The organism is Luteococcus sp. H101 (assembly GCF_038433155.1).
Lineage (GTDB): Bacteria > Actinomycetota > Actinomycetes > Propionibacteriales > Propionibacteriaceae > Luteococcus.
Genome location: NZ_JBCDMW010000019.1, coordinates 149,991 through 163,379 on the forward strand (window position 1 = coordinate 149,991; position 13,389 = coordinate 163,379).

Annotated in this window: 15 protein-coding genes and 1 tRNA gene; 14 read left to right on the forward strand and 2 right to left on the reverse strand. The window is 69.6% G+C overall.

What is annotated here, in order from left to right; translation table 11 throughout:
• The first annotated feature begins 39 nt into the window (after positions 1-39).
• The 6 genes from AAEX60_RS07465 (at position 40) to AAEX60_RS07490 (ending at position 6,114) form a co-directional block, all read left to right on the forward strand.
• Positions 40-822, forward strand: a complete 783-nt coding sequence (locus AAEX60_RS07465) for a YwiC-like family protein (RefSeq protein WP_342102337.1) — start codon at positions 40-42, stop codon at positions 820-822.
• 116 nt (positions 823-938) lie between these two features.
• The gene (locus AAEX60_RS07470; RefSeq protein ID WP_342102339.1) at positions 939-1,214 is read left to right on the forward strand and encodes an FAD:protein FMN transferase; all 276 of its coding nucleotides are present in this window, start codon (positions 939-941) and stop codon (positions 1,212-1,214) included.
• Between the two features lie 9 nt (positions 1,215-1,223).
• Complete coding sequence (gene serB, locus AAEX60_RS07475) at positions 1,224-2,099, forward strand: phosphoserine phosphatase SerB (protein ID WP_342102340.1); 876 nt, start codon at positions 1,224-1,226, stop codon at positions 2,097-2,099.
• A 153-nt stretch (positions 2,100-2,252) separates the two neighbouring features.
• The gene (locus tag AAEX60_RS07480; RefSeq protein WP_342102341.1) at positions 2,253-3,335 is read left to right on the forward strand and encodes a hypothetical protein; all 1,083 of its coding nucleotides are present in this window, start codon (positions 2,253-2,255) and stop codon (positions 3,333-3,335) included.
• Positions 3,336-3,370: 35 nt separating this feature from the next.
• Entirely contained in the window at positions 3,371-4,453 is a 1,083-nt protein-coding gene (locus AAEX60_RS07485) for a hypothetical protein (protein WP_342102343.1), read from the forward strand.
• 146 nt (positions 4,454-4,599) lie between these two features.
• The gene (locus tag AAEX60_RS07490) at positions 4,600-6,114 is read left to right on the forward strand and encodes an acetyl-CoA hydrolase/transferase family protein (protein WP_342102345.1); all 1,515 of its coding nucleotides are present in this window, start codon (positions 4,600-4,602) and stop codon (positions 6,112-6,114) included.
• Positions 6,115-6,214: 100 nt separating this feature from the next.
• Here the strand turns inward: AAEX60_RS07490 and AAEX60_RS07495 are convergent, their stop codons facing one another.
• Positions 6,215-6,862, reverse strand: a complete 648-nt coding sequence (locus AAEX60_RS07495) for an HAD family hydrolase (RefSeq protein WP_342102346.1) — start codon at positions 6,860-6,862, stop codon at positions 6,215-6,217.
• Between the two features lie 66 nt (positions 6,863-6,928).
• On the opposite strand from AAEX60_RS07495, the gene AAEX60_RS07500 reads away from it, so the two are divergent.
• The 8 genes from AAEX60_RS07500 (at position 6,929) to AAEX60_RS07535 (ending at position 12,264) form a co-directional block, all read left to right on the forward strand.
• The gene (locus tag AAEX60_RS07500) at positions 6,929-7,480 is read left to right on the forward strand and encodes an NUDIX hydrolase (RefSeq protein ID WP_342102347.1); all 552 of its coding nucleotides are present in this window, start codon (positions 6,929-6,931) and stop codon (positions 7,478-7,480) included.
• A 57-nt stretch (positions 7,481-7,537) separates the two neighbouring features.
• Positions 7,538-8,248, forward strand: a complete 711-nt coding sequence (locus tag AAEX60_RS07505) for a TetR/AcrR family transcriptional regulator (RefSeq protein ID WP_342102349.1) — start codon at positions 7,538-7,540, stop codon at positions 8,246-8,248.
• Between the two features lie 28 nt (positions 8,249-8,276).
• A complete protein-coding gene (locus tag AAEX60_RS07510) occupies positions 8,277-8,840 on the forward strand; it encodes a hypothetical protein (RefSeq protein ID WP_342102350.1) in 564 nt (187 codons plus the stop codon).
• A 13-nt stretch (positions 8,841-8,853) separates the two neighbouring features.
• Positions 8,854-9,402, forward strand: coding sequence for a type II toxin-antitoxin system PemK/MazF family toxin (locus AAEX60_RS07515; RefSeq protein ID WP_342102352.1), 549 nt, complete (start codon positions 8,854-8,856; stop codon positions 9,400-9,402).
• A gap of 43 nt (positions 9,403-9,445) precedes the next feature.
• Positions 9,446-9,519, forward strand: a tRNA-Gly gene (locus AAEX60_RS07520).
• A 94-nt stretch (positions 9,520-9,613) separates the two neighbouring features.
• A complete protein-coding gene (locus AAEX60_RS07525) occupies positions 9,614-10,267 on the forward strand; it encodes a DUF1707 SHOCT-like domain-containing protein (RefSeq protein WP_342102353.1) in 654 nt (217 codons plus the stop codon).
• Positions 10,268-10,288: 21 nt separating this feature from the next.
• Positions 10,289-10,774 (forward strand): PH domain-containing protein, encoded by a 486-nt coding sequence (locus AAEX60_RS07530; protein WP_342102354.1) that lies wholly within the window; start codon positions 10,289-10,291, stop codon positions 10,772-10,774.
• Positions 10,771-12,264: a PH domain-containing protein gene (locus AAEX60_RS07535; RefSeq protein ID WP_342102356.1), complete on the forward strand. Its 1,494-nt coding sequence runs from the start codon at positions 10,771-10,773 to the stop codon at positions 12,262-12,264. Before AAEX60_RS07530 ends, AAEX60_RS07535 begins: the two co-directional genes overlap by 4 nt.
• Here the strand turns inward: AAEX60_RS07535 and AAEX60_RS07540 are convergent.
• Positions 12,230-13,339, reverse strand: coding sequence for a glycosyltransferase family protein (locus tag AAEX60_RS07540; RefSeq protein WP_342102357.1), 1,110 nt, complete (start codon positions 13,337-13,339; stop codon positions 12,230-12,232). The two genes, AAEX60_RS07535 and AAEX60_RS07540, sit on opposite strands and share 35 nt — an antisense overlap.
• Positions 13,340-13,389 lie beyond the last annotated feature (50 nt).

Here is a 13,389-nt window from a genome sequence, read left to right on the forward strand (position 1 = left end):
TTGGATATCCACGGTTCATGCCGGGCTAAACTCTGACCCATGGCGAGCAAGGCAGGATGGATCCCGCAGCAGCACGGGGCGTGGGCCATGCTCGTGGTCCCGCTGGTGGTGGGGCTGGTGGTGCGTGCCCGCGACGGCCTGCCCGGCTGGGCCCTGCCGCTGGCCGCCACCTGGCTGGTGGGCTACTTCTGCTTCAACGCCTGCGGCCTGTGGCTCAAGGCGGCGACGCGGCGGCGACACAACTTCCTGCCCGCGGTGCTGACCTATGGCGGGGTGTCCGCCGTCGCCGGTCTGGCCACCCTGGCGCTGGGCGGGCTCCCATTGCTGTGGTGGTTCCCGGTCTACCTACCGCTGCTGGGCACCGCGCTGTGGCTGACCAGCCGTCGCCATGACCGGGCGCTGCTGTCCGGCCTGTGCACGGTGTCGGCCGCCTGCCTGTTGGCGTGGATCCTGCCCTTCACCACCCCGCAGGCCGTCTGGCGGGCCGGCCTCACGTCGACGTCATGGCTGGCCATCGGGCTGTTCGGCTACTTCTTCGGCACCGTCTTCGTGGTGAAGACCCTGATCCGGGAGCGCAACAAGCCGGGCTGGGTGCGGGCCTCGATCGGTTGGCACCTGGCCTGGGTGGCGTTGTCCGCCCTGGTCTGGCGGCTGGGGGCGGCCAGCCCGTGGTGGGCCGCATTCTTCGCCGTCGGGACGGTGCGGGCGTGGGCGCTGCCGTGGTTCGGCCCGCGCCGGGGACGCAACATCCGGCCGGGGCAGGTGGGCATGCTGGAGGTACTGCTCAGCCTGGCCGTCCTGGCTCTCTGCCTGACCGCCTGAGACTGCTGGGTCTCCGACGCCGAGATCGCGCCGCCCGTGACCTCTCCCGGCTGGGAGATCGTGCCCCCTCCCGCCCAAAGCCGCCCTCACCCCCACTGCGCAGCGGTTGATTGTCGGTGCAGTTGCTGGAGCTGCTGCCCCGACAATTACCGGTTGCGCAGTCGGCTTTCCACACTGCGCACCTTTCCACACCGCGCACCCTGACCCCGGCGCCCCTGGTCTGGCGCAACGTCACCGTCGTGGCGCCCAGCGCCACCCTGGCCAATGTGCTGGCCACCGCCAGCATCGTGCGCGGTCATCACGCGCTGCGGTGGCTGGAATCCCAGAACGTCGCAGCCCGTCTGATGGCCATGGATGGAACCGTGCGCCGGATCGGGGCCTGGCCCGCCTAGTCTGGTGCCGTGTCAAAGACCGCACGCATCGTCCTGACCGCCGCCGAGCCCATTCCCGAGGCCCTGACCGCGCTCGCCCTGGAGCAGTTGCATGACCTGCGCGAGCAGCGCGACGAACGGGCCGAGTGGGGTCATGTGGTCAGCGCCCTGGGTGAGGTGAATGACCTGCTCCGCACCCGCTCCCTGGTCCGGGGGGCCGCCACCCGGCAGGGCGTGGACTCCGCCGTCGTGCATGGCCCGCTGGCCACCCGGGCCCCGAAGCTGTTGATGATGGACGTCGACTCCACCCTGATCACCGCCGAGGTGATCGACGAGGTGGCCGCCCGGGCCGGCACCGGGGAGCAGGTGGCCGCCATCACGGAGCGCGCGATGCAGGGGGAACTGGATTTTGCGGAGTCCCTGCGGGCCCGGGTGGCGACCCTGGCCGGGCTGCCGGTCACGGTGCTGGACGAGGTGCGCGAGTCCATCTCCTTCACCCCGGGGGCCCTGGAGCTGATTGCCGCGGTGCAGGCCGCGGGCGGACAGGTGGGGCTGGTCTCGGGCGGCTTCACCGAGGTGGTGGAGCCGCTGGTGGCCCACCTGGGGATCAACCACGTCAGCGCCAACCGGTTCGAGGTGCGCGACGGCCAGCTGACCGGCCTGACCCGCGGCGAGGTGGTGGACCGGGCCGCGAAGCGTCGTCACCTGCTGCGCTGTGCCGAACTGGCCGACTGTCAGGCCGACGAGGTGGTCGCCATCGGCGATGGGGCCAATGACCTGGACATGCTGGCCGAGGCCGGCCTGGGCGTCGCCTTCTGCGCCAAGCCGGTGGCCGCCACCCAGGGCGATGCCACCATCAGCTTCCCCCGGCTGGACGCGGTGCGCGCCTTCCTTTCACTGCCCTGAGCCTGTGCTGCACCTTCCAGAGCGGCCAGAACTGGAACAAGATCCGGTTGCTCGCCTGAACACTTGCGGACCCCGTGGTCCAAATCATGTCGACTGGCCTACTCTGTAGCCATCAGCATGCTTCCGTGCGAAGCTCCAGCCAGTGAGGTCGTCGTGATCCGTAAGTTTGCCGCCACCCTGGGCGCCGTCGCCCTGTCCGCCACCTTCTGCTCGGCACTCCCGGCCCAGGCGGCCACGCCCGTCACCGTGAGCTCCCCGTCGTGCAACACCATCCGCGTGGCCAACTCCCAGGCCAGCACCTGGGTGGTCAGCCTGGACAGCGGTGACGAGATCCGGGTGCCCGCCAAGGCCACGCTGGACGTCCGGGTGGACGCCGGTGGCGACTACATCTGGGACGCCGCCCCGGACCAGTCGGACGCCTTCACCGCCACCTACCGGGTGAGCGTCGCCGCGTGCACCGGGACCCCGGCCCGCCCCTTGGACGGCGACCAGAACAAGGACCGCAAGGCGGATGTCCTCGGCATCCAGGCCAGCACCGGAGACCTCTACTACTACCGGATGACCACCGGCGGCCTGGCCGGCGGCATCAAGGCCGGCAACGGCTGGAACCGCATGGTCTTCATGCAGCAGGTCAACGAGATCGAGGGCGCCGGAACCCCCAACTACCTGATCGCCGTGCGCGACGACGGCACCGTGTGGCGCTACAACAACCTCGGCTACGGAAAGTTCTCCAACGGCACCCAGATCGGCTCCGGCCTCAAGGGCTACACCAACTTCACCATCACCCAGACCAACAACATGCTCGCCTTCGGTGGGCACGTGCTGCTGGCCACCAAGGGCGACACCCTCTACGGCATTGATCTGGGGGCCGGCGCCATGGCGCAGCCTGCGGAGATCACCACCGGCTGGCAGAGCACCGTCAAGCTGATCGCCATGCGGGACTTCGACGGGAACAACGAGGGCGACCTGATCTCGATCCGCTCCGACGGCACCATGTGGTTCCACAAGGTGATGAAGTACGGTCCCAGCGTCTTCGCCGCGCCCAAGCAGGTGGGCTCCGGCTGGGGCCGGATGCAGACCGTGACCTCCCCCGGCGCCGTCGACGCAGACAAGCTGTCCGACCTGATCTCGCGTCGCAGCGACGGCAACCTGTACAAGTACCTCAACCAGGGCAGCAAGTTCGGCCTCGCCATCCAGATCGGCCAGAACTGGAACCGGATCCGGCTGCTGGCCTGAGCCCGAGCCCGGCCACATCAGAGAGGACGACTGACATGCGACGATATGTGAGTGTGGCCGTGACCACGGCCGCCATCTCCGGTGTGGCGCTGGCGGCGCCGCTGCCGGCCAATGCCGGGTACTCGGCCAGCTCGCCAGCCTGCGGCACCCTGGTGGTCAACTCCACCACGCCGGGGGATGTGGACATCGTGATCGACGGGGTGCCCCGCACGCCCACGTCGTCCACCCGGACCAACCAGACCTTCGCCGGGCTGACCGCCGGGAACCACGTCTGGCGGGTGGTCAACCAGGACCTGGGAGAGGTCGGGTCCGGGGTCACCGCCGTCCGCGGCTGCCCCGGAGCCCCCCGCCCGTCGGCCCCCGGTGATCACACCGGCGACGGCCGGGCAGATGTCTTCGGAATCCAGGCGGGCACCGGGGACCTGTACTTCTACCGCAGCACCGCGTCGGGCCTGGCGCGGGGTGTCCGGGTGGGCACCGGCTGGCAGCGGATGCTCACGCTGGAGCAGACCAGCAATGGCGCCGGCAACCGGCTGTTGGCAATGCGGGATGACGCCAGCCTGTGGGAGTACTCCGTGCAGCGCGACGGGCGGCTGGGCTCGGCCCGCCAGGTCTCGCCCGCGCGCCAGCAGCTCCCCCGGAGCGTGACCGCGCTGGGCCCCTTCTCCGCGCACGGGCTGGGCGGCCCAGTCCTGCTCACCAGCAATGGGACGGCCTGGCGCTGGGAGACCTGGCGGTCGGAGGGGGTGGCGGTGGACGCAGCCCCCGCGCGGGCCGGCAGCTGGAACACGTCGGTCCCGGCCAGCGCCAAGCCGGTCAGCGTCGACAACCTCGACGGGGATGCCTACGCCGACCTGCTGGCCATCAAGGCCGACGGCACCCTGTGGGCGGAGAAGCTCCTCCCGCCCGGCCAGAAGTCCACGTTGCGGCAGTTGGGGCACGGCTGGCAAGCGATGCAGCTGGTCACCTCCCCGGGTTCGTTGAATGGCGACCAGCTCTCGGACCTGGTGGCCCGGCGCAGCGACGGAAACCTGTACCAGTACCTGAACCGCGGTGGCAGCTGGGCGACGGGAGTGCAGATCGGCCGCAACTGGAACCGCATCCGGCTGCTGGCCTGATCAGGCCGCTGGATGGGAAGCGCACCCGAAGGCTCCCACCAAGCCGCCTTGTCACGGTAACCTGACACCCACAGGCCCCTGCCACCAGTGACGGTGGGCTGGCGGAGTGATCCGCGCGACGGGGTACACGTCTTCAAGGAGGAAAGATGGCAGGACGGATTGCCAACGAGCAGTTCCGCAGCAAGGTCATGTCCGCCGCGGATGCCGCTGCGCTGATCGAGCCCGGCAGCAAGATCGGCTTCGCCGGCTTCACCGGCTCGGGCTACCCGAAGGAATTCCCCGTCGCCCTGGCCGCCCGGATCAAGGAGGAGCGCGCCAAGGGCACCGACTTCCGGATCGACTCGTTCACCGGCGCCTCGACGGCCCCCGAGCTCGACGGCGAGCTGGCGGCTGCGGACGGCATCAACTTCCGCACCCCGTACCAGTCCGACCCGGCAATGCGGAACAAGATCAACGAGGGCTCGGCCTTCTACTCCGACATCCACCTGAGCCACCTGGCCAACCAGATGGCCTACGGCTTTTTCGGTGACCTGGACTACGCCGTGATCGAGGCCTCCTCGGTGCTGGCCGACGGCTCGGTCGTCCCCTCGTCGTCGGTGGGCATGAACCGCACCTACCTGACGCTGGCCAAGAAGATCATCATCGAGGTCAACGAGTGGCAGTCCGAGGGCCTCTACGGCATGCACGACATCTACTACGACATCGCCACCCTGCCGCCGAACCGTCCCCCGCTGCCGATCATGAAGCCGTCGGACCGGATCGGCGAGAAGGTCTACAAGATCGACCCGGAGAAGGTCGTCGCGGTGATCGAGACCAGCGGCCCCGACCGGAACTCGCCCTTCAAGCCGCTGGACGACGACTCCAAGAAGATCGCCGGCTACCTGCTGGACTTCTTCCACACCGAGGTGAAGGCCGGCCGTCTGCCGGAGAACCTGAACCCGCTGCAGTCTGGCGTCGGCAACATCGCCAATGCCGTGCTGGCCGGCCTGCTGGAGAGCGACTTCGAGAACCTCACCTCCTACACCGAGGTGATCCAGGACGGCATGGTTGACCTGCTGGACTCCGGCAAGCTGACCGTCGCCTCGGCCACCGCCTTCTCGCTCTCCCCGGAGTACGCCGAGAAGATGAACAACAACGCCTCCGAGTACGCCAAGAAGATCATCCTGCGCCCGCAGGACGTCTCCAACCACCCCGAAGCCATCCGCCGGATGGGTGTCATCGCGTGCAATGGCATGATCGAGGCCGACATGTACGGCAACGTGAACTCCACCCACGTGATGGGCTCGCGGATGATGAACGGCATCGGCGGTTCGGGTGACTTCACCCGCAACGGCGCCTTCAGCGTCTTCGTCTCCCCGTCGACGGCCAAGGGCGGCGACATCTCGGCGATTGTGCCGATGGTCAACCACGTCGACCACACCGAGCACGACGTCAGCGTGATCATCACCGAGCAGGGTCTGGCCGACCTGCGCGGCCTGGCCCCGCGCCAGCGGGCCAAGAAGATCATCGAGAACTGCGCCCACCCGGACTACAAGGATGCGCTGCTGGACTACTTCGAGCACGCCCAGAAGGTGGCCAATGGTCAGCACACCCCGCACGACCTGACCAAGTCCCTGTCCTGGCACTCGAAGTTCCTGGCCGAAGGCACCATGAAGCCCTGACCAACGACACGATGGCTGAGCCGTCACACGATGGCTGAGCCTGTCGAAACCACGACGCCCCGCACCGATTCTCCGGTGCGGGGCGTCGTGTGTCGAGGGGTCAGCCCAGCAGTACCCGGGCCAGCTCGTCGACGCTGTCCACGGTGGCCGTGGGGTTGGCCAACATCAGCTCGGTCCGGTCCCCCGCACCCCAGGTGACGGCGATCTGGCTGATCCCCGCGGCCTGGGCGGCCTGCACGTCCACCACCGCGTCGCCGACGTAGACGGCGTCGGCCGAATCTGCCCCCAGCCCTGCCAGGGCGTGCTGGATCGGTTCCGGGTGTGGCTTGTGATGGGTGGTCTCTCCCATGGAGGAGACCACCGGCACCAGCCCGGTGAGGCCGGAGGCGGCCAGGCTGCGGTCCGCGGAGGTGCGCTGCTTGCTGGTGGCGATCCCCAGCACCACGCCGGCCTCGCGGAGTTCGGTGAGCAGCTCTGCAATGCCGTCGAAGCTGGTCTGGAGGCGCTCCAGGTTGGCCAGGTTGAAGTCCAGGTAGCTGGCGCGCAGGGCTTCGGCCTGGTCCGGCCAGGCGGCGTAGATGTCCGGCAGGGTGCGGCCGATCCAGCCGCGAGCCACCTGCGGGTCGAGCTGTTCGCCCAGCACCTCGCGGTGGGCATGGTCAAAGGAGGCCAGGATCAGGTCGATGGTGTTGCACAGGGTTCCGTCCAGGTCGAACACGACGGTCTGCCAGCGGGGCTTGGGATTCACGCCCCCCACAGTATCCATGGGGTAGGCGCGGTCATTTTCACCCACCCTTTGGGGTAGGTTTTGGGCATGCAACCGGGACTACGCGCCGCCGCCGAGGCGATGCTGCGCGCCTGGCGTCCGCCGTCGGCTGACCAGCGGGCCCTGCGCGAGGCCTATCTGGGCCTGATCGCCGCCCGCCCGGACGTCTGTGAACGCGGTTGCCTGCCTGGCCACCTGACCGCTTCCGCCGTCGTGCTGAGCCCCGACGGGAGTGCCACCTGTCTGGTCCACCACAAGATTGTCGGGGCCTGGCTGGCCCCGGGTGGACATCTGGAGCCCGGGGATGCGGGGCTGGCCGAGGCCGCCCTACGGGAGGCCACCGAGGAGACCGGCCTGACCGGCCTGCAGATCCACCCGGAACCACTGAACCTGAACGCGCACCCAATCACCTGCCGCGGATCGGTGGGGCCCACCCGGCACCTCGACGTGCGTTTCCTGGCCACGGCGCCGCCGGAGCCACCGCGGGTCAGCGGCGAGTCCCACGACGTGCGCTGGTGGCCGGTCGACTCCCTGCCCGAGGTCTTCGACGAGGTCCACGAGCTGATCCTGGCCGGTCGCCAGCGGCTGGCCCCCACCTGAACCGGCCCCACCGCCCCCGAACCTTCCCCACCAGCACCTCTACAGAGCAAGAGCATCATGAGCAACATCCCTGAGAACCAGTCCGACGTCACCCTGCCCGTGACCCCGGTGCCCGCCCCGGTGCCGGCCAGCCCGGAGAGCGCCTCCAGCCCGGCCAGCGCCCGTCGCCGCCGAGGACGGCGCCCCGCCGGGGCAGACACCCGAGCCACCATCCTGGCCAGCGCCCGCAAGCTGTTCGCCACCCGGGGCTATGACGCGGTCTCGCTGCGTTCCATCGCCCGGGATGCCGACGTCGACCCGGCGCTGGTGCACCACTACTTCGAGGGCAAACCGGCCGTCTTCGCCGCCAGTCTGATGACGGCCGAGTCCAACCCCACTCACCGGCTGGCCTTGATCTCCCAGGCGCCGTGGGATGAGGTGGGCCACACCATCGTCAAGGTCTTCGTCGAGCTGTGGGACAACCCGGCGCAGAAGAGTGCCGCCCGCGGGATCATCCAGACCGCCATGACCCCCGACGAGGGGGTGCGCCCCTTCCGGGAATTCCTGGTCTCGGAGATCCTGGCCAAGCTGCCCACCCCGGACCACGAGGGCAGGCTGGATCCGCGGCGGGGCCAGCTGATGGTCAGCCAGTTGATGGGGCTGGCGATGGCCCGTTATGTGCTGCAACTCTCGGAGGTGGTGGCGGCGACGCCGGACCAGCTGGCCGACTGGGTGGGGCCCACCCTGCAGCGCTACCTGGACGAACCCCTGGAGCCGGCCCAGGGGTGACCAGGCCGGGGCCGGGTAGGGTGGCGCCATGAGCACCATCGCCACATTGCCGCCACAGGGCGAACTGGTGGCCGGACTGCCGATCAGCCCCAGCACCGGTCAGCCCCGCCGGGCCAAGGTGATGGTGCTGGCCGACGTCTTCCTGTATGCCGCCGCCGTCGTCTCCGCGGCGGCGTTGGCGTGGTCCTGGTGGACCGCAATCCACATGGCCACCTTTCCGCACTCGTCGAAGCTGGTGCAGCTGTGGCAGCCCCGTCCGGGCGGCTGGCGCTCGGTGGTGGCGGTGACCCTGATGTGCGCGATTGGTGCCGCGATGACCGCCGCCCCGGCGGTGACCGCGCTGAATGCCTGGAATGGGCACCGCTGGTCCCGGATCGCCGGCATCGTCACCGTCGCCATCGGCTGTCTGGGCTACCTGCTGAACCCGATTGCCTGGGCAGCGCCGGTGCTCAGCCTGATCGGCACCGTATTGCTGTGGCTGCCGCCGGTGAGGCGCTACTTCGGCCACTGGGAACAGTTCCGCGCCGGCGACCCGGTTCCGCTGGCCCCGGACGAGCCGGTGGTCTACGGCCCGCTACCCCGTTACCTCTGACAAGAAGGCGCTGATGGCATTCTCTTGGAAGTCCCTGCTCACCGACGTCGCCTCCGCCCTGCTCAAGGAGGGCGCTCGCTCCCTGCAGTCCTCCGGCAAGCAGCAGCGACGCGGCCCCTCCCAGCCGCGACGGGAGCAGCCCGCGGCCGCCGGCGGCTATCCCGGCGACTTCACCGGCATCCCGCAGATCAGCTACTCCCCGCAGGCCGGGGACACCCCGGACCCGGGCGAGGTGGTCTGGGCCTGGGTTCCCTATGAGGAGGACCATTCCCAGGGCAAGGACCGGCCGGTGCTGCTGGTTGGCCGCGACGGTGACTGGTTGCTGGCCCTGCCGTTGACCAGCAAGGACCATGACCGCGACGCGGCCCAGGAGGCCAGGGCCGGCCGGCACTGGATCGACGTCGGCACCGGCGCCTGGGACCGGCAGGGCCGCCCCAGCGAGGCCCGGGTGGACCGGATCATCCGCGTCGCGCCCGACGGGGTGCGTCGCACCGGCGCCGCGCTCAATCGGGAGGTCTTCGACCGCGTGGCCGACGCGGTGGTGGCGCGCGCCACCCGTTGAATGCGCTAAGCTGTCCCAGGCCCCAAGAGATTTTGCGGGGCGCGCGGGCGTAGCTCAATGGTAGAGCGCCAGCTTCCCAAGCTGGACACGCGGGTTCGATTCCCGTCGCCCGCTCCATTCATTTCGCCTCCGGCCGTGGTGACCCCGGCTCTCCCCTGATCCGTTCACCCCGGCCTTCCGGACCGACCCCACCGATTCCTAGGCTCGGGGCATGACCACACCCATGCCCCAGCCCGCCCAACCGTCCGACCTGCGATGTGCCGATTCCGACCGCGAACTGGTGGCCGATGTGCTCAATGCCGCCTATGCCGAAGGCCGGATCACCCAGCAGGAACACTCGGAGCGGCTGGATGCGGTCTGGCAGGCCCGCACCTTCGGCCAGCTCACCCCGATCACCGCGGACTTGATGCCCGTCGGCGGGGCCCGCCACCCCGCCGTACCCGCCACCACCGGCCGCTCCGGCGTCGTGGTGGATCCGCACAACCAGAACCCGGAGGCCGACAGCGCCTTCACCATCATGGGCACCGTGCGGCGGGAGGGCCACTGGCGGCTTCGTCGACGCACCACCGGCTTGGTGGTGATGGGAGACCTGAGGATGGACCTGACCGACGCCGTCTGGGAGGCACACGAGTGCGTCGTCCAGGTGCCGGTGATCATGGGGGACATCACCGTCACGGTCCCCGAGGGGGTGCAGGTGCGCGACGAGACCACCACCATCATGGGTGACACCAAGATCCGCGGCCTCGGCCCGGCCGCCGCTGATGCCCCGACGTTGGTGCTGCGCGGGCTGGTGCTGATGGGCGAAGTCAAGGTGAACGGCCCCGGCTACGAGTCTTTGGGCAAGCGGCTCGGCCTGACCCGCTGACCGTCGGGCTAGATTGGAGGGGTGGATCCCTTCGCCGCCCCCATCGACCACTGGCAGCCGCTGTCCCCCAACTACCTGAGGATGAAGCGGCTGATGGTGCTGCTGGTCTGGGGCATCGAGTCGGTGATCGCCTGCCTGGTGCTCGGTTACAGCTACCGCTGGTGGGCGGGCGCCGCGCTGGCCGTCGTCGCCGCGCTGTGGATCGCCTACCGCTGGCACCGGCAGGGCCGGGTCTACCGGATCTGGGGCTATGCGGAGCGTGAGACCGATCTCTACCTCCGGGAGGGCCTGTGGCAGCGACGGCTGACCGTCGTGCCCTATGGCCGGATGCAGGTGGTCACGGTGAACTCCGGCCCGATCGAGCGCAAGTATGGCCTGGCCACGGTGACCCTGGAGACCGCCTCGGCCGGCACCGACGCCACCATCCCTGGGCTGCCGGTGGCCGAGGCCGACAGGCTGCGGGAACGGCTGACCGAGCTAGGTGAACAGCAGGCGGTTGGCCTGTGACCGAGCACCGGCCGCTTCCCGAGGCCGCAACAGCCTCGGCCATCGTGGCGGTGCCGGACACCACCGACGAAGCGCTCGAGACGGTGATGGAGCGTCCCCACCCGGCCACCCCGATCATCAAGGGCTGGATCGCCCTGGTGGGTCTGGTCTTCGTGGTGGGCCGGGACTTCCTGGAGAACCTGGGCAAGCGGGAGAACCCCTTTGACCTGGCCGGTTTCGGCTTCATCGGGATCATGCTGGCGGGCTATGTGGTGATCACCGGCATCGTCGGCTACTTCAGCTGGCGCTTCACCCGGTTCGTGATCGATGACCGGCAGGTGCGGATCGAGCACAACTTCATCCAGCACAACTCGGACAAGGTGCCGTTCACCAAGATCCAGTCGGTGGACGTGGTGCAGCCCTTCGCCGCCCGGCTGCTGGGGCTGGCCCAGCTGCGGATCGACGTCGGCTCCGGGGCCGGCAAGACCATCGAATACCTCACTCGGGCGCGCGCCTACCAGATGCGGGACTACCTGGTGGCCCGGGCGCACGGCCAGCGGGTGACGGTGGAGCAGTCCGCCGCCAGCCGGGCCCTCGCCAACGCCACCGGTGACCTGGCCCGGGACGAGCGGGTGTTGCTGCGGGTCCCGCCGCAGCGGCTGGTGCTGGCGGCGGTGCTGTCGTCGGGCTTCCTGGTCACCCTGGTGCTGAGCATCGCCGGGATCGCGGGGGTGAGCTGGAGCCGCGAGTTCGGCGCCGGCGTCGGCCTGATCCCGCTGCTCACCGGCCTGGCCGGGATCATCACCAACACCGTGGTCAAGCAGTGGAACTTCGCCCTGGTCCGCTCCGGAGAGGCGCTGAAGGTGAGCCGCGGGATGACCAGCCTGGTCAGCCAGACGCTGCCCACCAGCCGGATCCAGGGCCTGCAGATCGTGCAGCACCAGCTGTGGCGGCCGTTCGGGATCTACCGGGTGAAGATGGACGTGCTGGGCTATGGCGGTGGCGACGAGGACGAGGGCGCCAGCGATGTGCTGCTGCCCGCCGGCACGTGGCCGGAGGTGGAGCTGGCGATCGACGCGGTGTGGCCGGGCTTCCGGCTGGGCCAGGTGGAGCTGCACGGCGCCGAACCGCGGGTGCGCAGGCTGCACCCCTTCATCTGGAAGAGCTACCGCTGGGGGATCACCGACGAGGTCGTGGTGGCGATGAACGGCGGCTTCGTGCACGAGACCAAGATCGTGCACCATGCCCGGGTGCAGTCGGTGCACCTGATGGCCGGGCCGCTCCAGCGCCGGATGCGGCTGGCCGACGTGAAGGTGGACACCACCTCCGGGCTGCTGTCCACCTGCCACCTCTACGAGTTGGACGCCGAGCTGGCCCGACGCCTGGTGCTGGACCAGATGGACCGGTGCCGGGCCTCCCGCCTGCTGGAGACCCAACGGCGGGAGGCCGAGCGCGTCGCCACCCCCGTCTGGACCGTCAGCGACGGGTGGAGCGTGCCTCCACCAGGCTGAGCAGGGCCTCAGCCCGGGCCTGCCAGGAGTGCCGGTTGGCGAAGTCCCGACGGCGTTGCTCCAGCGCGGCATCCCGCGGCTGGTCGGCCCGACGTCGCACCATTTCCCCGAAGCGTTCCGGGCTGTCGGCGACGTCCACCAGGTCCGTGCCCAACCATTCCAGCGAGTCCAGGGGGCTGGAGACCACCGGCAGGCCAATCGCCAGGTATTCCAGGGTCTTGAGCGGGAAGCTGGCCTGGTTGAAGTCGTTCAGGGCATAGGGGGTGATGCCCACCGCCGAGCCGGCCAGCAGCCCCACCACCTCGTCGTGCGGCACCGGGCCGCGCCAGTCCACCTCCGGGCGGGCCAGCAGTGCGTCCAGCCGACGGCCCTGCTCCGGTTCCCGGTCACTGCGCGGCCCCAGTATCCGCAGCGGCACCCCGGCCCGGATGATGGCCTCCATCAGGTCCACGTCCAGCCGCTCGTTCAGCTGCCCCACCAGCACCGCGACCCGCTCGCGCTCCAGTTCCGGCATCACCTGGCCGATGGTGGCGCCATTGGGCACCACCTCCACCGGGTGCCGCGGCTTCATCCGCTGCAGCACCTGGGCAAGATCCACCGAGACGGCGCTGACCACGTCAGCGGTGGCCACATTCGCGCGCAGCACCCGCTCCAGCCAGGCCGCGTCCAGACCCATCATCGGTGCCCCGGCCAGCCAGTCGTCGGTGACGTGCAGCACCGTGACCCCGGCGCCACGGGCCGGCAGCTCCACCCGTGGCGACGCGGAGATGGTGGCCCACGGCCGTTGCCCCCGGGCCGTGTACCAGGCCAGGGCGGCCCGCTGGGTGGCGGCCGCCACCTGACGAAGCCCTGAGCGCGAGGCTCCCGGAACGGTGTTGACCCGGAGCACGTCGATCCCCTCGGCCGCCTGCTCGATACTGGGCAGGAACTTGCGGCTGTGGTGCACCGAGACCGTCGGATCCACCCAGCAGACGTCCACATATTGCGCCAGTGCCTTGGCCAGATGATGATCCGTGGCGGGCAATCCGTCCCACGCATTGCCGGCCCAGAAGACCACCAACTCCCTGTCTGACATTCCAATCCCCCCAGTGCTGTCAGGCGCCCCAGGACGGGCTGCGCCAAGTC

Excerpts from the sequence above, each read along its gene's own strand:
- AAEX60_RS07465 (WP_342102337.1), top strand. The coding sequence starts at position 40 with ATGGCGAGCAAGGCAGGATGGATCCCGCAGCAGCACGGGGCGTGGGCC.
- AAEX60_RS07485 (WP_342102343.1), top strand. The coding sequence starts at position 3,371 with ATGCGACGATATGTGAGTGTGGCCGTGACCACGGCCGCCATCTCCGGT.
- AAEX60_RS07490 (WP_342102345.1), top strand. The coding sequence starts at position 4,600 with ATGGCAGGACGGATTGCCAACGAGCAGTTCCGCAGCAAGGTCATGTCC.
- AAEX60_RS07500 (WP_342102347.1), top strand. The coding sequence starts at position 6,929 with ATGCAACCGGGACTACGCGCCGCCGCCGAGGCGATGCTGCGCGCCTGG.
- AAEX60_RS07505 (WP_342102349.1), top strand. The coding sequence starts at position 7,538 with ATGAGCAACATCCCTGAGAACCAGTCCGACGTCACCCTGCCCGTGACC.
- AAEX60_RS07510 (WP_342102350.1), top strand. The coding sequence starts at position 8,277 with ATGAGCACCATCGCCACATTGCCGCCACAGGGCGAACTGGTGGCCGGA.
- AAEX60_RS07515 (WP_342102352.1), top strand. The coding sequence starts at position 8,854 with ATGGCATTCTCTTGGAAGTCCCTGCTCACCGACGTCGCCTCCGCCCTG.
- AAEX60_RS07525 (WP_342102353.1), top strand. The coding sequence starts at position 9,614 with ATGACCACACCCATGCCCCAGCCCGCCCAACCGTCCGACCTGCGATGT.
- AAEX60_RS07540 (WP_342102357.1), bottom strand. The coding sequence starts at position 13,339 with ATGTCAGACAGGGAGTTGGTGGTCTTCTGGGCCGGCAATGCGTGGGAC.